The 15,996-nt window shown below is 71.6% G+C and carries 15 protein-coding genes and 1 tRNA gene; 9 read left to right on the forward strand and 7 right to left on the reverse strand.

What is annotated here, in order from left to right:
• The first annotated feature begins 2 nt into the window (after window positions 1–2).
• The 3 genes from orn (at window position 3) to ACFU97_RS02390 (ending at window position 1,347) form a co-directional block, all read left to right on the forward strand.
• Window positions 3–605 carry an oligoribonuclease gene (gene orn, locus ACFU97_RS02380; protein WP_384249768.1) on the forward strand — a complete coding sequence of 201 codons (603 nt, stop codon included), beginning with the start codon at window positions 3–5 and terminating at the stop codon, window positions 603–605.
• A 104-nt stretch (window positions 606–709) separates the two neighbouring features.
• Window positions 710–782, forward strand: a tRNA-His gene (locus ACFU97_RS02385).
• Window positions 783–849: 67 nt separating this feature from the next.
• The gene (locus ACFU97_RS02390; protein ID WP_384249770.1) at window positions 850–1,347 is read left to right on the forward strand and encodes a GNAT family N-acetyltransferase; all 498 of its coding nucleotides are present in this window, start codon (window positions 850–852) and stop codon (window positions 1,345–1,347) included.
• Between the two features lie 25 nt (window positions 1,348–1,372).
• Here ACFU97_RS02390 and ACFU97_RS02395 read toward each other — a convergent pair whose 3' ends face one another.
• Window positions 1,373–2,428 (reverse strand): LacI family DNA-binding transcriptional regulator, encoded by a 1,056-nt coding sequence (locus ACFU97_RS02395; protein WP_384249773.1) that lies wholly within the window; start codon window positions 2,426–2,428, stop codon window positions 1,373–1,375.
• A gap of 395 nt (window positions 2,429–2,823) precedes the next feature.
• Between ACFU97_RS02395 and ACFU97_RS02400 the strand changes: the two genes are divergently transcribed.
• The 4 genes from ACFU97_RS02400 to ACFU97_RS02415 all read left to right on the forward strand — a co-directional run bounded on the left by ACFU97_RS02400 (window position 2,824) and on the right by ACFU97_RS02415 (window position 7,614).
• The gene (locus ACFU97_RS02400; protein ID WP_384249775.1) at window positions 2,824–4,146 is read left to right on the forward strand and encodes an ABC transporter substrate-binding protein; all 1,323 of its coding nucleotides are present in this window, start codon (window positions 2,824–2,826) and stop codon (window positions 4,144–4,146) included.
• Window positions 4,143–5,171 carry a carbohydrate ABC transporter permease gene (locus ACFU97_RS02405; RefSeq protein WP_384249777.1) on the forward strand — a complete coding sequence of 343 codons (1,029 nt, stop codon included), beginning with the start codon at window positions 4,143–4,145 and terminating at the stop codon, window positions 5,169–5,171. The genes ACFU97_RS02400 and ACFU97_RS02405 overlap by 4 nt, the downstream gene beginning before the upstream one ends.
• Window positions 5,168–6,067 (forward strand): carbohydrate ABC transporter permease, encoded by a 900-nt coding sequence (locus ACFU97_RS02410; protein ID WP_384249780.1) that lies wholly within the window; start codon window positions 5,168–5,170, stop codon window positions 6,065–6,067. The genes ACFU97_RS02405 and ACFU97_RS02410 overlap by 4 nt, the downstream gene beginning before the upstream one ends.
• A gap of 107 nt (window positions 6,068–6,174) precedes the next feature.
• Entirely contained in the window at window positions 6,175–7,614 is a 1,440-nt protein-coding gene (locus ACFU97_RS02415; RefSeq protein WP_384249782.1) for a GH1 family beta-glucosidase, read from the forward strand.
• Window positions 7,615–7,791: 177 nt separating this feature from the next.
• On the opposite strand, the gene ACFU97_RS02420 is transcribed toward ACFU97_RS02415, so the two are convergent.
• From ACFU97_RS02420 to ACFU97_RS02430, 3 genes are all read right to left on the reverse strand, one after another.
• A complete protein-coding gene (locus ACFU97_RS02420; protein ID WP_384249785.1) occupies window positions 7,792–9,252 on the reverse strand; it encodes a cellulose binding domain-containing protein in 1,461 nt (486 codons plus the stop codon).
• A gap of 161 nt (window positions 9,253–9,413) precedes the next feature.
• Entirely contained in the window at window positions 9,414–10,790 is a 1,377-nt protein-coding gene (locus ACFU97_RS02425; protein WP_384249787.1) for a sensor histidine kinase, read from the reverse strand.
• Complete coding sequence (locus ACFU97_RS02430) at window positions 10,787–11,491, reverse strand: response regulator transcription factor (protein WP_384249790.1); 705 nt, start codon at window positions 11,489–11,491, stop codon at window positions 10,787–10,789. The genes ACFU97_RS02425 and ACFU97_RS02430 overlap by 4 nt, the downstream gene beginning before the upstream one ends.
• 110 nt (window positions 11,492–11,601) lie before the next feature.
• Between ACFU97_RS02430 and ACFU97_RS02435 the strand changes: the two genes are divergently transcribed.
• A complete protein-coding gene (locus ACFU97_RS02435) occupies window positions 11,602–12,117 on the forward strand; it encodes a hypothetical protein (RefSeq protein WP_384249792.1) in 516 nt (171 codons plus the stop codon).
• 73 nt (window positions 12,118–12,190) lie between these two features.
• On the opposite strand, the gene ACFU97_RS02440 is transcribed toward ACFU97_RS02435, so the two are convergent.
• Together ACFU97_RS02440 and ACFU97_RS02445 are read right to left on the reverse strand one after the other, a co-directional pair.
• Complete coding sequence (locus ACFU97_RS02440) at window positions 12,191–13,060, reverse strand: spermidine synthase (protein ID WP_384249794.1); 870 nt, start codon at window positions 13,058–13,060, stop codon at window positions 12,191–12,193.
• Window positions 13,061–13,108: 48 nt separating this feature from the next.
• Window positions 13,109–13,546, reverse strand: coding sequence for a hypothetical protein (locus tag ACFU97_RS02445; protein ID WP_384250291.1), 438 nt, complete (start codon window positions 13,544–13,546; stop codon window positions 13,109–13,111).
• Window positions 13,547–13,835: 289 nt separating this feature from the next.
• Between ACFU97_RS02445 and ACFU97_RS02450 the strand changes: the two genes are divergently transcribed.
• On the forward strand, window positions 13,836–15,311 hold the full coding sequence (locus ACFU97_RS02450) for a hypothetical protein (RefSeq protein WP_384249797.1): 1,476 nt from the start codon (window positions 13,836–13,838) through the stop codon (window positions 15,309–15,311).
• Between the two features lie 32 nt (window positions 15,312–15,343).
• Here the strand turns inward: ACFU97_RS02450 and ACFU97_RS02455 are convergent, their stop codons facing one another.
• On the reverse strand, window positions 15,344–15,940 hold the full coding sequence (locus ACFU97_RS02455; protein WP_384249799.1) for a histidine phosphatase family protein: 597 nt from the start codon (window positions 15,938–15,940) through the stop codon (window positions 15,344–15,346).
• Window positions 15,941–15,996: the final 56 nt, after the last annotated feature.

The raw sequence follows: 15,996 nt of genomic DNA on the forward strand, positions 1-15,996 counted from the left end.
GCATGAACGATCGCATGGTGTGGATCGACTGCGAGATGACCGGCCTCTCGCTGTCGGACGACGCGCTCATCGAGGTGGCCGCCCTCGTCACCGACTCCGAGCTGAACGTGCTCGGCGACGGTGTGGACATCGTCATCCGCCCGCCGGAGAGGGCGCTGGAGACGATGCCGGAGGTGGTGCGTCAGATGCACACCGCGTCCGGCCTGCTGGAGGAGCTCGCCGGCGGCACGACGCTGGCGGACGCCGAGGAGCAGGTCCTCTCCTACATCCGCGAGCACGTCAAGGAAGCCGGCAAGGCCCCGCTGTGCGGCAACTCGGTCGGCACCGACCGCGGCTTCCTGCTCCGGGACATGGCGACGCTGGAGGGCTACCTCCACTACCGCATCGTCGACGTCTCCAGCATCAAGGAGCTGGCCCGGCGCTGGTACCCGCGGGCGTACTTCAACAGCCCGGAGAAGAACGGCAACCACCGCGCGCTCGCCGACATCCGCGAGTCCATCGCGGAACTCCGCTACTACCGCGAGGCGATCTTCGTGCCGCAGCCCGGGCCCGACTCGGAGACGGCCAGGACGATCGCGGCGAAGCACGTCCTGCCTGCCAGGTAGGGGGCCGGGAGGGGCGCCGTAAAAGCCGTGCGCGAGCACCCCTTCGGACCCTGTACACTTTTTCTCGGCCGGTGGGGAGAACACAAAGTCCATCACCGGTCATGGTGGGTGTAGCTCAGCTGGTAGAGCACCTGGTTGTGGTCCAGGATGCCGCGGGTTCGAGTCCCGTCACTCACCCTGTGCGATCAGCCGGTGCCCCTGGAAACAGGGTCACCGGCTGAGTCGTTTCCGAATGAGGCGGCCCATGCGCACCGAGCCCGTCCGTTCCCGGCGCCTCGACCTCCTCCCGCTGCGCGTCGCGCACGCCGCCGAGATGGCCGCCGTCCTCTCCGACCCCGCCCTGCACACCTATATCGGCGGCCGTCCCAGCACGCCCGAGGCCCTGCGCCTGCGCTACGAGCATCTCGTCGCCGGCTCCCCCGACCCGTCCGTCTCCTGGTGCAACTGGGTGCTGCGGGAGAGGGAGGAGTCCCGGTTCGTCGGCACGGTGCAGGCCACGGTGACGGGTGCGGCCGCGGAGATCGCCTGGGTCGTCGGCACCCCCTGGCAGGGACGCGGCTACGCCTCCGAGGCGGCCCGCGCCCTCGTCGACCTGCTGCGGCGGCGATCCGTGCGCACGGTCGTCGCCCACATCCACCCCGGCCATCTCGCCTCGGCGGCGGTGGCCCGCGCCGCCGGGCTCGCACCGACCGGCGAGGAGCAGGACGGCGAAGTGAGGTGGCGGCTCGACCTGCCAGGCTGACGGAACGTCAGCGGGGCCCGTCCGGTCAGGACGACGTACGCGTCACCAGTTCCGTCGCCAGCACGACCTGGCGGCGATCCAGGTCGCGGGAGGCCGGCGGGCGGCGGTCGGCGATCTCGCCGAGCAGGAGGTCGATCATGCGGCGGCCCATCTCCTCGATGGGCTGGCGGACGCTGGTGAGCGGCGGGTCCATGTGACGGGCGATGGCCGAGTCGTCGTAGCCGACCAGCGCCACGTCGTCGGGGATGCGGTGGCCCTTCTCGCGCAGGACCTGGCGGGCGCCGGCCGCCATCACGTCAGATCCGGCGAAGACCGCGTCCAGGCCGGGGCGGCGGGCGAGCAGGTTCGTCATCGCCCGGCGGCCGCCCTCCTCGGTGAAGTCGCCCGGCTCGATCAGCTTCTCGTCCACGGTGTGGCCCGCGTCCCGCAGGGCGTCCCGGTAGCCCTCGACGCGGCGCTGCGCACCATAGACGTCGAGGCGGCCGGTGATGTGCGCGATGCTCCGGCGGCCCCGGCCGAGCAGGTGCTCGACCGCCGAGCGGCCGCCGCCGTAGTTGTCCGAGTCGACCGAGGTGAGCGTCTCCGCGGCGGACCGGGGGCCGCTGATCACCGCCGGGATCTCCAGCTGGGCCAGCAGGTCGGGCAGCGGATCGTCGGCGTGCACCGAGACCAGCAGGACGCCGTCCACACGGTGGGCGGCCAGGTACTGGGCCAGCCGGCGGCGTTCGCGGTCGCTGCCCGCGAAGATCAGCAGGAGCTGCATCTCGGTCTCGGACAGCTCGGCGCCGACGCCCTTGAGCATGTCCGAGAAGTACGGCTCCGCGAAGAAGCGGGTCTCCGGCTCGGGGACGACCAGCGCGATCGCGTCCGTGCGGTTGGCCGCCAGGGCGCGGGCCGCGGTGTTGGGGACGTAGCCGAGTTCGGCGACGGCCGCCTCGACCGCGGCGCGGGTCGCCTCGCTGACCCGGGGCGAGCCGTTGATCACCCGGGAGACGGTGCCGCGGCCGACGCCGGCGCGCGCAGCGACCTCTTCGAGGGTGGGCCGGCCACCACTCCGGCTCCGCGCTCCGTGGCCTGCCATGGGCTCCGCCGCCTTCCGCCGTTGTTGCTGCTGGCCTGGAATCTAACAGTCCTGTCCGCTCAGGTGACCGGCCCGGGCGCCGCCGCTCGCCGGCCCCGGCCCGGGCGTCTCGAGAGGCTTGCCCTCAGGTGCCGGACGGGTTAAAAGCATTGACCGGCAGCGGAGTCGTCGCATCCACTTAACAGCCCGATAACTGAACACATCTCGCCCCGCTTCCGCCCTTGACACCCCCGCCCGAACCGGCGAACCTTCAACACATCATCTGTGGGAGCGCTCCCACAGTACCTGACACATACACATCCCGCACGTTCCCCGCCCGAGCCGCAGCGAGTACGAACGGGCCCAACCAGTGCAGTTGGCCGGGGGGTCGGCACGTCAGGCAACAGGAGGACCCAATGCGCACGAGTACCCGCCGGTCCCACCGGGTGGTGGCCCTCGCGGCCGTCGCCGCGCTGGCCTCGGGGCTACTGGCCGGCTGCGCCAGTGACGACAACTCGTCGAGCTCGGACAACGGCGGCGGAAACGCCAAGGGCAAGACCACGTTGACCGTCGGCACCTTCGGAGTCTTCGGCTACAAGCAGGCCGGCCTCTACGACGAGTACATGAAGCTGCACCCCGACATCAGCATCAAGGAGAACGTCACCACCCGTACCGACGTGTACTGGCCGAAGGTTCTCACCCGGCTGCAGGCCGGTTCCGGCACCGACGACATCCAGGCGATCGAGGTCGGCAACATCACCGAGGCCGTGCAGACGCAGGCCGGCAAGTTCGTCGACCTGGGCAAGGAGGTCGACAAGTCCCAGTGGCTGGACTGGAAGAACGCCCAGGCCACCACCAAGGACGGCAAGCTGATCGGGCTCGGCACCGACACCGGCCCGATGGCCATCTGCTACCGCAAGGACCTGTTCCAGAAGGCCGGCCTGCCGACCGACCGCGACAAGCTCGCCTCGATGTGGAAGGGCGACTGGGCGAAGTACGTCGACGTCGGCAAGGACTACATGAAGAAGGCGCCCAAGGGCACCAAGTTCGTGGATTCCGCGTCCTCCGTCTACAACGCCGCCCTCGGTGGTGGCAGCGAGCGTTACTACGACAAGGACGGCAACGTCATCTGGGACAAGTCCGAGGGCGTGAGCAAGGCCTGGGACGTCTCGATGACGGTGGCGACCAGCAACATGTCGGCCAAGCTCAAGCAGTTCGACAAGCCGTGGGACCAGGGCTTCGCCAACGCCACCTTCGCCACGGTGGCCTGCCCGGCCTGGATGATCGGCTACATCGAGCAGAAGTCCGGTGACTCCGGCAAGGGCAACTGGGACGTGGCGGCGGCCCCGACCGCGGCCAACTGGGGCGGCTCCTTCCTCGGCGTGCCGACCGCGGGCAAGCACCAGAAGGAGGCCATCGCCCTGGCGAAGTGGCTGACCGCGCCCGCGCAGCAGGCGAAGGTCTTCGCCAAGCAGGCCAGCTTCCCGTCGACCCCGTCGGCGTTCTCGACCCTGAAGCCCGCGGCGGACACCACGGCGTACTTCTCGAACGCCCCGATCACGCAGATCTTCGGTGACTCGGCGAAGACGATCCCGGTCCAGTACTTCGGTATCAAGGACCAGCCGATCAACACGGCCATCACCGACGTCGGCATCCTCCAGGTCGAGCAGAAGGGCAAGACGCCCGCTCAGGGCTGGGATGCGGCGAGCAAGGAGATCAAGGACGTGCTCGGCCAGTGACCAGCTCCAAGCAGGCTCTCGCGCACACCGCGTCGAGCGCCGAGGCCGCGTCCGGCTCCCAGCCGGGCGCGGCCCGGGGCGCTCACGGTCGCGGTACCCAGCCGCCGGACCACGGCTCCTGGCGCAGCCGGCTGTACCGCTGGGACATGAAGGCGTCGCCGTACGCGTTCATCTCCCCCTTCTTCATCATCTTCGGGGCGTTCTCCCTGATCCCGCTCCTCTACACGGCCTGGTACTCGCTGCACAACGTGCAGCTGTCCGACCTGAACCACCAGACCTGGGCGGGCCTGGACAACTACCAGAACCTGCTCAGCTCGGACTTCTTCTGGAACGCGCTCAAGAACACCTTCACCATCGGTGTGATCTCGACCGTCCCGCAGCTGATGGCGGCGATCGGCCTGGCGCATCTGCTCAACTACCGGCTGCGCGGCTCGACCGTGTGGCGGGTCGTGATGCTCACCCCGTACGCCACCTCGGTGGCGGCCGCCACGCTGGTCTTCACGCTGCTGTACTCCTGGGACGGCGGCATGATCAACTGGTTCCTGCACTTCGTGGGGATCGACCCGATCAACTGGCGTGAGTCCGACTGGGGTTCGCAGTTCGCCGTGTCCTCGATCGTGATCTGGCGGTGGACCGGTTACAACGCGCTGATCTATCTGGCGGCGATGCAGGCGATCCCGGCCGACCTGTACGAGTCGGCGGCCATCGACGGCGCCAACCGCTGGCAGCAGTTCCGGCATGTGACGATCCCGCAGCTGCGGCCGACGATCCTGTTCACCGTGGTGGTCTCCACCATCGGCGCGACCCAGCTCTTCGGCGAGCCCCTGCTGTTCGGCGGGGTCAGCGGTTCCAAGGGCGGCTCGGAGCACCAGTACCAGACGCTCGGCCTCTACATGTACGACCAGGGCTGGATCATCGGCAACCTCGGCAAGGCGTCCGCGATCGCCTGGTCGATGTTCCTGATCCTGCTGATCGTCGCCGTGATCAACATGCTGTTCACCCGACGCCTGAGGAAGTCCCAATGACCACCAGTGAACTGACCTTGCCTCAGGCGCAGGCGCGGCCGAAGAAGGGCCCGGGCCGCCGGGTGATGGGCGCGGGCAAGCAGCTGCACGCCGGCCCGGTGACGTACATCGTCCTGACGGTCTTCGCGCTGGTCTCGCTGGCGCCCCTGGTGTGGACGGCGATCGCCGCCTCGCGCACCGACCGCCGGCTGGCGCAGACCCCGCCGCCGCTGTGGTTCGGCGGGAACCTGTTCAAGAACCTCCAGGCCGCCTGGGACCAGGCGGGTCTCGGCACCGCCATGGTCAACAGCGTGATCGTCGCGGGCACCATCACCATCAGCACGGTGGTCTTCTCCACGCTCGCCGGATTCGCCTTCGCCAAGCTGCGGTTCAGGTTCTCCGGTGTCCTGCTGCTGCTGACGATCGGCACGATGATGATCCCGCCGCAGCTGGCCGTCGTACCGCTGTATCTGTGGATGAGCGACCTCGGCTGGTCCAACCAGCTGCAGACGGTCATCCTGCCGACCCTGGTGACGGCCTTCGGCACGTTCTTCATGCGGCAGTACCTGGTGCAGGCGCTGCCGACGGAGCTGATCGAGGCGGCCCGGGTGGACGGCGCGAGCAGTCTGCGGGTGGTGTGGCACGTGGTCTTCCCGGCGGCGCGGCCGGCGATGGCCGTGCTCGGCCTGCTGACCTTCGTGTTCGCCTGGAACGACTTCCTGTGGCCGATCATCGCCCTGAACCAGCAGAACCCGACCGTGCAGGTCGCCCTGAACTCGCTCGGTACCGGCTACGTCCCCGACCAGGCCGTGATCATGGCGGGCGCGCTGCTGGGCACGCTGCCGCTGCTGATCGCCTTCATCCTGTTCGGCAAGCAGATCGTGGGCGGCATCATGCAGGGCGCGATCAAGGGCTGAGGCCCGGCACCTCGTTCCCGTCGTACGTACGCAGGGGCCGGGTCACCGCCTCGGCCCCCTTCCTCCTCAACTCTTAGGTCAGAACGACCATTTATGGGAGCGCTTCCATGCTTGAGTCCGCACAATCTGCGACCCCGGTGACCTTTCCTCCCGCCTTCCTCTGGGGCGCCGCGACCTCCGCGTACCAGATCGAGGGTGCGGTGCGGGAGGACGGCCGCACGCCATCGATCTGGGACACCTTCAGCCACACCCCGGGCAAGACGGTCGGCGGCGAGCACGGTGACATCGCTGTCGACCACTACCACCGGTACCGCGAAGACGTGGCGATGATGGCCGGGTTGGGGCTGGGCGGCTACCGCTTCTCGGTCTCCTGGCCGCGGGTGCAGCCGACCGGCCGGGGCCCGGCCGTGCAGCGGGGCCTGGACTTCTACCGGCGCCTGGTGGACGAGCTGCTCGCGCACGACATCAAGCCGGCGATCACCCTTTACCACTGGGACCTGCCGCAGGAGCTGGAGGACGCGGGCGGCTGGCCGGAGCGGGACACGGCCTACCGGTTCGCCGAGTACGCGCAGATCGTCGGCGAGGCGCTCGGCGACCGGGTGGAGCAGTGGATCACGCTCAACGAGCCGTGGTGCAGCGCCTTCCTGGGCTACGGCTCCGGCGTGCACGCCCCGGGCCGCACGGACCCGGAGGCGTCGCTGCGGGCGGCCCACCACCTCAACCTGGCGCACGGACTGGGCACCACGGCCCTGCGTTCGGTGATGCCCTCCCGCAACTCGGTCGCCATCAGCCTCAACTCCTCGGTCGTCAGGCCCCTTTCACCGCAGAACCCCGGCGATCTGGCGGCGGTGCGGAAGATCGACGACCTGGCCAACGGTGTCTTCCACGGCCCGATCCTGCACGGCGCCTACCCGGAGTCGCTGTTCGCCGCGACCGCGTCGATCACCGACTGGTCGTACGTCCTCGAGGGCGATCTGCGGGCGATCCACCAGCCGCTGGACGCGCTGGGCCTCAACTACTACACGCCGGCGCTGGTCTCCTCGGCCGACGGCCCGATGACCGGCCCGCGCACCGACGGCCACGGCGCGAGCGAGCACTCCCCCTGGCCGGGCGCGGACGACGTCCGCTTCCACCAGACGCCGGGCGAGCGCACGGAGATGGGCTGGACCATCGACCCGACCGGCCTGCACGACCTGATCATGCGCTACACGCGCGAGGCCCCGGGCCTGCCCCTCTACATCACGGAGAACGGCGCCGCCTACGACGACAAGCCGGACCCCGACGGCCGCGTCCACGACCCGGAGCGCGTCGCCTACCTGCACGGCCACCTCGCGGCGGTCCGCCGCGCCATCACCGACGGCGCGGACGTGCGGGGCTACTACCTGTGGTCCCTGATGGACAACTTCGAGTGGGCGTACGGCTACGAGAAGCGGTTCGGCGCCGTCTACGTGGACTACGCGACGCTGGCCCGCACGCCGAAGTCGAGCGCCCACTGGTACGGGCAGGCGGCCCGGACGGGGACGCTGCCCGAGGTGGCGACCGACTAGGGGGAACCACAGGCGGGGGGCGGGGCGCGGCGCCCTAGGGGAGCGCCGCGCCCCGAACTTCGTCCGGCCCCGGCCACCCGGAGTCCGGGAGAACGGGAGAACGGGAGAACGGGAAATGCGTCCCGGCCGGGTGGGGGGAGAGCCGGCCGGGACGCATCCGCCCCCGTTGCGCGGAGGTCAGTTGAAGGCGCCGAAGGCCTTCGAGAAGGCGAACTTGTCCTGGACGATCGAGCTGCAGGTGGCGTCCGCGGTGGGCTTGGCGCCGCCGTCGCACTGCTTGTCACGGGTGGCCGACCACATGGACAGCCAGCCGAGGCCCTTGGACTTGGCGAAGTTCACCAGCTGGGTGGCGTCGTCGACCTTGAAGACCTCCGACGAGACGTCGTTGACGCCGAGCATCGGGGTGACGGCGACCGTCTTCCAGGCGTCCGCGTCGGACAGCCCCAGCACGCTCTTGACCTGCGCCTGGGTGGCGGTGGCGGCCTGCTCGGCGTAGGTGCCCATGTCGCCGCTGTACGAGGCGCCGTAGTCCATCGCCATGATGTTGACCGCGGAGATCTCCACACCGTTGGACTTGGCGTTGGACAGCAGGTTCACGCCGTCCTGGGTCAGGCCCTCGGGCATGACCGGGAGGGTGAAGGAGACGTCCAGGTCCGGGTGCTGCTGCTGGAGCTTGGCGATGGCCTTCGCGCGGTTGGTGTTGGCCGCGGTGTTCGGCAGCGCGCCGCCCTCGATGTCGAAGTCGACCTTGGTGAGCTTGAACTGGTCCACGGCCTTGCCGTACGCCGCCGCCAGCGCGTCCGCCGAGGAGCACGTCGTCGCCAGTTCCGAGCCGGAGGCGCCGCCGAAGGAGACGCGCACGTCGCCGCCCTTTGCGCGCAGCGCACCGATCTGCGAGGCGACGCCGTCGCTGCCGAGGTCGGTGACGCCGCCCCACTTGGGCGTGCAGCCGCCGCCGTCGGTGATGAAGGCGAGGTTGTAGTTCTTCACGCCGGTCGCGTCGGCGCTCGCGACCAGGTCGAAGGCGGGGTAGAGCGAGGTGTCGACGTAGGGCGAGAAGCCGGCGCTCGCCTTGGTGCCGGTGCCCGAGCTCTGTGTGGGGGTGGGTGTGGGCGTGGGCGTCGCCGTCTTGGTGGGCGTGGGGGTCGCGGTGGGCGTCGGCGTCGGCGTCGCGGACCCGGTCGGGCGGCCGCTCGGCTCGGGCGTGGCACCGTCGTCGGCGGAGCACTGGGCGCCGTCGACGAGACAACTCTTCGGATCTGCGCTGCCGTTGACGACGAAGCCGACGGTGACGGACTTGCCGGGCGCGAGGCCGTCGGTGTCCCACTTGGCCGGCGTCACGGTGACGTGCTGCCCGCTCACACTCGACTCGGCGTTCCACAGCGAGCTCAGCTTGGCGCCGGAGGGCAGGTCGAACTCCAGCTTCCAGTTCTTCTCGGTGCCGGTGGTGTTGTTGGTGACGACGTACTGCGCGGTGTAGCCCGTCGACCAGTCGCTGGTCCTGGTGTACGCCGCGCCCACGCCCGCCGCCTGCGCGGTGCCCGTCAGCGCGAGGGCGCCGCCGCCCACGACGGCCGCGGCGACCAGACCGCCTATCGCCTTGCTTCTGCCGCTGACCTTGCGCCGATGGGTGCTCATCGCGTGCCTGCCTTCGCTGTTACGGGTGGGGGTGCGGCAGCACGCTAGCGATCCGGAATCGGGCAAAGTGCCTGATCCGGGCGGGGGTTGAGGATCTTAGGGTGCGCTTAAGGAAGGCATCGGAGACGGTTAAAGGTCGAGACCAATCCGGCTACGGCGGGTCACCTGGCGAACGCCTTCCGCCGTCTGCGCGCCAGCCTGTGCCCCCGCCCGGCGGGCGTGCGCACCCGTCCGTCCAGCTGGATCCAGATGCGCACCTCGGTCCCGCCGAGCACAGACGAACCGAGCCGTACGTCACCGCCGGTCGACTCCGCGAGCCGTCGCACGATGTCCAGCCCGAGGCCCGTGGAGCCGTCGCTGCCCGACCCGCGGCCGCGCGCCATCGCCGCCTCGGGGTCGGGTATGCCCGGGCCCGCGTCCGAGACGAGCACGATCACCGCGTCCTCGCCGTTGTGCAGGTCGACCGCGAAGGCCGTGCCCTCGGCGGTGTGCCGGAAGACGTTGCCGAGCAGGGCGTCGAGGGCCGCGGCGAGGTCCGCCCGGGCCACGGGGATGCGCACCGGCCGGTCCGCGCCCGCCACCCGCCACTTGCGGCCCTCGTCCTCCGCGAGCGCCGACCAGAACGCCATGCGCTCGCGGACCACCTCGGCCGCGTCGCACCCGGCGCCGGGCCCGGCCGCCGCGGTCTGCGGCTTGGCGTCCCGGGCGGTACGGATGATGGTGTCGACCTCGCGCTCCAGCTGGGCGACGGCGGCCCGGGTCTGGTCGGCGGCGGGGCCCTCGCCCAGCGAGGCGGCGTTCAGCCGCAGCACCGTCAGCGGGGTGCGCAGGCGGTGGGACAGGTCGGCCGCCAGCTCGCGCTCGTTCGCCAGGAGCTGGACGACCTGGTCGGCCATGGAGTTGAACGCGACGGCGGCCAGGCGCAGTTCGGTCGGCCCCTCCTCCGGAACCCGCGCCCCCAGCTTCCCCTCCCCCAGCTCATGCGCGCCCTCGACCAGTCGCTGCGCGGGCTGCACCATCCGTATCCCGAGCCGGTCGGCGACCGCGACCGAGCCGACGATCAGCGCGACGCCGACCCCGGCGAGCACCGCCCACGCCGTCCCGACGCCGTTGCTGACCTCGGACTCGGGGACGTAGACCTCGACGACGGCGATCGAGCCGGAGCTCAGCGCGACCGGCTGGAGCAGCGTGGATCCGCCGGAGACCTCGGTGGTGGAGGCGCGGCCCAGCTTGCGCACGGTGGCGATGTCCTTGGCGGCGGCGCGCCGCCGGCCGATGTCGACGGCCGGCTGCCCGGCGGCGGCGGGGATGTGCACGGCCATGCCGGAGTCCGAGCCGGCCGAGGCCACGACCCGCTCCAGCTGGTCGCGCTCGGTGGTGATGGACAGCGCCGGGGCGACCGCGGCGGCCTGGCGCTCGGCGTTGGAGAACGCGCGGTCCCGGGCCATCTCCTTGATGACGAGCCCGAGCGGCACCGCGAAGGCGACCACGACCATGGCGGTGACCGCCAGGCAGACCTTGACCAGTGCCCATCTCATCGCGGCGGCTCCCCACCCGGCGGCTCCAGCTTCACGCCGACCCCGCGCAGCGTGTGCAGATAGCGCGGCCGGGCCGCGGTCTCGCCCAACTTCCGCCGCAGCCAGGACAGATGGACGTCGATGGTCTGGTCGTCGCCGTACGACTGCTGCCAGACCTCGGCGAGCAGCTCCTTGCGCGGGACGACCAGGCCGGGGCGGCCGGCCAGGAAGGCGAGCAGGTCGAACTCGCGGCGGGTGAGGTCGAGGCGCACCCCGTCCAGCTCGGCCTGGCGGCGCAGCGGGTCCACGGTGAGGCCGCCGACGCGCAGCACGGCCGACGGCGGGGCGTCCGCGGGCGCGGAGCGGGCCCGGCGCAGGACCGCGGCCATCCGCGCGGACAGGTGCTCGACCGAGAAGGGCTTGGTCAGGTAGTCGTCCGCGCCCGCGTTGAGCAGGCGGACGATCTCCGTCTCGTCGTCCCGCGCGGTGGCGATGATCACCGGTACGTCGGTGATGCCGCGCAGCATCTTCAGCGCCTCGGACCCGTCCAGATCGGGCAGTCCGAGGTCGAGGATGACGACGTCGAAGGAGAAATGGGCGACCTCGCGCAGCGCCTCCAGCGCCGTCCCGACGCTGCGCACGGTGTGCGCGGCATCGGTCAGGTGCCGGATCAGCGCCGAGCGCACGAACTGGTCGTCCTCGACCACGAGCACACTTGCCATGCGCCGCACCGTACGCCATGCGGCGGAACGGGGTCCGGGGCTGTGGACAACTCCGCTCTTGTGGACACGGGCGGGACACTGGTGGGACGCGTGAGGCAGTATGGCCCGCGATGCGCAGAGGACTCGTACACGTACTGGCTTGGTCGCTCGCCACGGGCGCGGCGGTCACGCTGTCGTGGTGGGGTGTCCACACGGTGATGGCGGGCACGGCGTACGACCCGCCGCGCGCCCTGCCGATCACGGCGGCCGACGCGACCACCCAGGACTCGAAGCCGCTGGCGTCGTCCACGAGAAACCCCTCCCCGTCGCCCTCGCCGTCCAGGAAGGCGTCGGCCAGGCCCTCCGCGACCCCCACGCCGTCGCTGAAGCCGACGCCGAACCCGACCCCCTCGTCCACCGCGTCCGGCCAGGTCAAGGCCTACGACACGGACGGCGGGCGGGCGGTGTTCTCGCTCGGCGCGGCGGACGCGACGCTGGTGTCGGCGACGCCGGGCGCGGGCTGGTCGATGCAGGTGTGGAAGACGGAGTCGTGGATCCGGGTGGAGTTCAGCTCGGGAGCGGACCGGGTGTCGGTCTTCTGCACCTGGCACGACGGGCCGCCGCACGTCGAGATCGGCACGTACTGATACTGACCACTGCTCGCTCTCTGCTCCCTACTCCCCGCCGCCCGCCGGCTGCTCGCCGGCTGCCGGCTGCCCGCTAGCGGAACACGGAGGGTGGCGGCGCCGGTGACGCGGTCGCCGCGCTGTCCGTCACCACGGCCGCCCCGCCGGTGAAGTCCAGGAGCGCACGGCCGTGTTCGACCCGGCCCGGGTGCGGGTCGGAGGCGGCGCGCCGGGTCAGTTCGGCGATCGGGAGGGGCGCGTCGGAGGCGACGAGGACCGCGTTGCCGAAGCGCTTGCCGCGCAGCACGGCCGGGTCGGCGATCAGCGCGACCTCGGCGAAGCGGGCGGCGGCGGTGGCGATCTGGCGGCGCAGGTGGGCGAGCGGCGGGCCGTCGGCGACGTTCGCGGCGTAGCAGCCGCCCGGCTTCAGCACCCGGCGGACCTCGTCGAGGAACTCGGTCGAGGTGAGGTGGGCAGGTGTGCGGGCCCCGCTGAACACGTCGGCGATGACCAGGTCGGCCCAGCCGTCGAGCACCTTGGCGAGCCCTTCGCGGGCGTCCACGGCACGCACCCTGATCCGGGCGTTCGTGTCCAACGGCAGTTCCCGGCGGACCAGTTGGACCAGTGCCGCGTCCCGCTCGACGACCTGCTGGGTGGTGCGCGGCCGGGTGGCGGCTGTGTAGCGGGCGAGGGTGAAGGCGCCTCCGCCGAGGTGAACGGCGTGCACGGGCCGGCCGGCCGGCGCGACGAGGTCGATGACGTGACCGAGCCTGCGCTGGTACTCGAAGGAGAGGTACGCGGGGTCGTCCAGGTCGACGTACGACTGCGGCGCCCCGTCGATCAGCAGCGTCCAGGCCCGGGGCCGGTCCCGGTCCGGCAGGAGCTCGGCGAGCCCGCCGTCGACGGTCTCGACGACGGCTTCCACACCGCCGCGCGGGCGGTCGGGGTTCCTGGACCTTCCCATGGCGCCATTATCGGCGGCCCCCGGCGGGGACGCCTGCGCGGGGTGCGGTCAGCGACAGGAGTCCGCGGCCTCGATGATGCGGGCCGCCTCGCCGAGCGCGGCGCGCAGCACCGCCGGGTCGGTCGCGAGATCGGCCTCGCCGGGCGGCAGCAGCCAGTCCGAGCCCTCCACCGGCGGCTCGGGATTCAGGCGCATACCGCGTCCGTCGGTCTCCGTACAGGTGCTGCCGGGCAGGTCCCAGGCGGCGGCCGTGCCGGGCGGCACCACGAAGCCCAGGGTGTGGCCGCCGTCGTCGTGCAGGACGGGTCCGACCGCGTCGCCCGCCCCGCGCCGCAGGATGTCGACCGCCTCCAGGCCCTGTCGCGAGCCCACGGTGACCAGGTCGCACGGGCCGCCGTCGCCGGGTGGTGCGCCGCACTCGGCCGACGGGGCACGGCCCCCGGCCGCTGACGGCGTGCGAGCGACGCCGCTCTGGCTGGTCTCCATCCCGGCCTCCACCACGGAACCCCTCCTTAGAACGAAGCGGGTCGGGAGTCGGGCGGCTCCCGGTCCGCAGGGTTCAACGCGGCGGCGCGTCAACGGCTACGGCGCAAGTCAGCCACAAAGGATGGCACTTCATGGCAGATCCGGTATGAGATATCCGGTTTGTAGCCAAACCCTGCGTGGCGGGTCCGGCACAGCCGGTACGTTCATGCCCGCCGGGAGCGGGGAAGCTGCACGGACAACTCACCCTGGATCCGGCATGGTTCGACGGTTCGTACGAGAGGACCCGGCCATGGCGTCGTCAAAGGTGACCTCGTCCCAGCCCATGCCCGCACGGCCACCGCGGCCGAACCTCGTCTTCCGGGAGCTGCGCGGTCAGCGCTCACCGGCCGAGTTCGCCGCGGCGGTACGACGGGCCGCGCGCGAGATCGGCGAGCGGGTCAGCTGCGACGCGCGCTACGTGGGCCGGGTCGAGGCGGGCGAGATCCGCTGCCCCAACTACGCCTACGAACGGGTGTTCCTGCACATGTTCCCCGGGCGGGCGCTCACCGACCTGGGCTTCGCGTCGCGCGCGTCCGTGCGCGGGCGCCGGGCGCAGGCCCCCGATGAGACGCCCGGGGGCCATGAGCCGTATGAGACACAGAACCCGCACGACCCGAACAATCTGCACGACCCGAACAATCCGCACGACCCGCACGACCTGCTCGGGCATCACGAGATCCATGCGCTTCACGAAACCTGCGAGGAGAGCGACGTGCTACGTCGCGCATTCATGACCGGCGGTGGCGCCACGGTGGCCGCCGCCTCGATGGGCCAGATGGGGCTCGCCTTCGACGCGGCGGCAGCGGGGCGACCCGTCCGCCGCCCCGGGACGAGCGATGTCTACGCGGTCGAGGAGGCCGTACGCAGAATCAGGCTGCTCGACGACCGGCACGGCGCGGACGGGCTCTACCGGCGTGCGTCGACTCCGCTGCGCGCCGCCTACGCGCTGCTGGACGCGGGCGCGACCCGGCAGACGACCGCCGACCGGCTGCACTCGGGCGCCGGTGAACTCGCCATCTCCGTCGGCTGGCTGGCGCACGACTCCGGCCGCTTCGACGACGCCCGCTCGCACTACGCGGAGGCGCTGGCGACCGCGCGGATGACGGGCGACGACGGCCTGGAGGCGCACGCCTTCTGCAACACCGCCTTCCTCGCGCGCGACGCCGGGCGTCCGCGCGAGGCGGTGCGGGCCGCGCAGGCCGCGCAGCGCGTCGGGCGTTCACTCGGCTCGGCGCGCCTGATGTCGCTGCTCGCCCTGCGCGAGGCGGGCGGCTGGGCGGGCCTCGCCGACCGCACCGGCTGCGAACAGGCACTCGTCCGCGCGCAGACCCTCTACGAGCGAGGCCGCTCGGAGGCCGACCCCGAGTGGATGAGCTTCTACGGGGAGGCCGAACTGGAGGGCCTGGAGGCGCAGTGCTGGTCGACGCTGGGCGACTGGACGCGGGCGGCCCGCCACGCGCGCCGTGCGGCCCGTCTCCAGGACCCGCACTTCACCCGCAACATCGCCCTGTACACGGCGGAACTGGCCGACGACCTCGCGCGCGGCGGCCGCCCGGACGAGGCCGCGGCGGCGGGGATGCGGGTGCTGGACCTGCTCGACCAGGTCCAGTCGTCCCGGATCCAGACGATGCTGGCGGGCACGGCACGGGTGCTGCTGCCGCACCGGCGGGCGTCGGGGGTCTCGGGCTTCCTGGAGCGGCACTCGTCGCTGCCGCGCACCGCCTGAGCCGACCGCCCCGGCCGTACGGGACGGCGCGGTCAGACCGCGAGGTGCCCCAGGTCGTTCCAGCTCTCGAGGGCCGGCTCACCGTAGGCCCAGCCCAGCACCGAGAGCGATGTCGGATTCAGCCGGATCCGTGCCGCGAAGTCGATCGGCAGGCCCAGCCATCGCGCCCCGATCGACCGCAGTACATGCCCGTGGGCGAAGACCAGCACGTCCCGGTCGGCGGAGCGCGCCCAGGCCACCACCTCGTCGGCGCGGGCGGTCACCTCCGCGAGCGACTCGCCCCCGGGGACGCCGTCCCGCCAGATCAGCCACCCCGGTCGTACGGCCTGGATGTCGTCCGGCGTCATGCCCTCGTACGCGCCGTAGTCCCACTCCATGAGCGCGTCCCAGTCGGCCGCCCGCTCGCCGAAGCCGGCCAGCTCGCACGTCTCACGCGCGCGCCGCAGCGGGCTGGTGCGCACCTCCGCGTCCGGAAGTCCGTCGAAGGGCGGCCGGTGCAGCCGCTCGCCGAGCAGCTTGGCGCCGCGCCGGCCCTCCTCCAGCAGCGGCACGTCGGTCCTCCCGGTGTGCTTTCCGGACAGGGACCACTCGGTCTGTCCGTGCCGGGCGAGCAGGATGCGCGGTGCCATGGGGAGCGGGACCTTCCGTAACAAACAACAGGCGGAACCCCTCCATCATCGCCCAC

Source organism: Streptomyces sp. NPDC057616, assembly GCF_042800575.1.
In the GTDB taxonomy this organism is placed as follows: Bacteria; Actinomycetota; Actinomycetes; order Streptomycetales; family Streptomycetaceae; genus Streptomyces.

Coding starts and splice junctions, on each gene's coding strand:
- orn (WP_384249768.1), top strand. CDS start 3: ATGAACGATCGCATGGTGTGGATCGACTGCGAGATGACCGGCCTCTCG.
- ACFU97_RS02390 (WP_384249770.1), top strand. CDS start 850: ATGCGCACCGAGCCCGTCCGTTCCCGGCGCCTCGACCTCCTCCCGCTG.
- ACFU97_RS02395 (WP_384249773.1), bottom strand. CDS start 2,428: ATGGCAGGCCACGGAGCGCGGAGCCGGAGTGGTGGCCGGCCCACCCTC.
- ACFU97_RS02400 (WP_384249775.1), top strand. CDS start 2,824: ATGCGCACGAGTACCCGCCGGTCCCACCGGGTGGTGGCCCTCGCGGCC.
- ACFU97_RS02410 (WP_384249780.1), top strand. CDS start 5,168: ATGACCACCAGTGAACTGACCTTGCCTCAGGCGCAGGCGCGGCCGAAG.
- ACFU97_RS02415 (WP_384249782.1), top strand. CDS start 6,175: ATGCTTGAGTCCGCACAATCTGCGACCCCGGTGACCTTTCCTCCCGCC.
- ACFU97_RS02420 (WP_384249785.1), bottom strand. CDS start 9,252: ATGAGCACCCATCGGCGCAAGGTCAGCGGCAGAAGCAAGGCGATAGGC.
- ACFU97_RS02425 (WP_384249787.1), bottom strand. CDS start 10,790: ATGAGATGGGCACTGGTCAAGGTCTGCCTGGCGGTCACCGCCATGGTC.
- ACFU97_RS02430 (WP_384249790.1), bottom strand. CDS start 11,491: ATGGCAAGTGTGCTCGTGGTCGAGGACGACCAGTTCGTGCGCTCGGCG.
- ACFU97_RS02435 (WP_384249792.1), top strand. CDS start 11,602: ATGCGCAGAGGACTCGTACACGTACTGGCTTGGTCGCTCGCCACGGGC.
- ACFU97_RS02440 (WP_384249794.1), bottom strand. CDS start 13,060: ATGGGAAGGTCCAGGAACCCCGACCGCCCGCGCGGCGGTGTGGAAGCC.
- ACFU97_RS02445 (WP_384250291.1), bottom strand. CDS start 13,546: ATGGAGACCAGCCAGAGCGGCGTCGCTCGCACGCCGTCAGCGGCCGGG.
- ACFU97_RS02450 (WP_384249797.1), top strand. CDS start 13,836: ATGGCGTCGTCAAAGGTGACCTCGTCCCAGCCCATGCCCGCACGGCCA.
- ACFU97_RS02455 (WP_384249799.1), bottom strand. CDS start 15,940: ATGGCACCGCGCATCCTGCTCGCCCGGCACGGACAGACCGAGTGGTCC.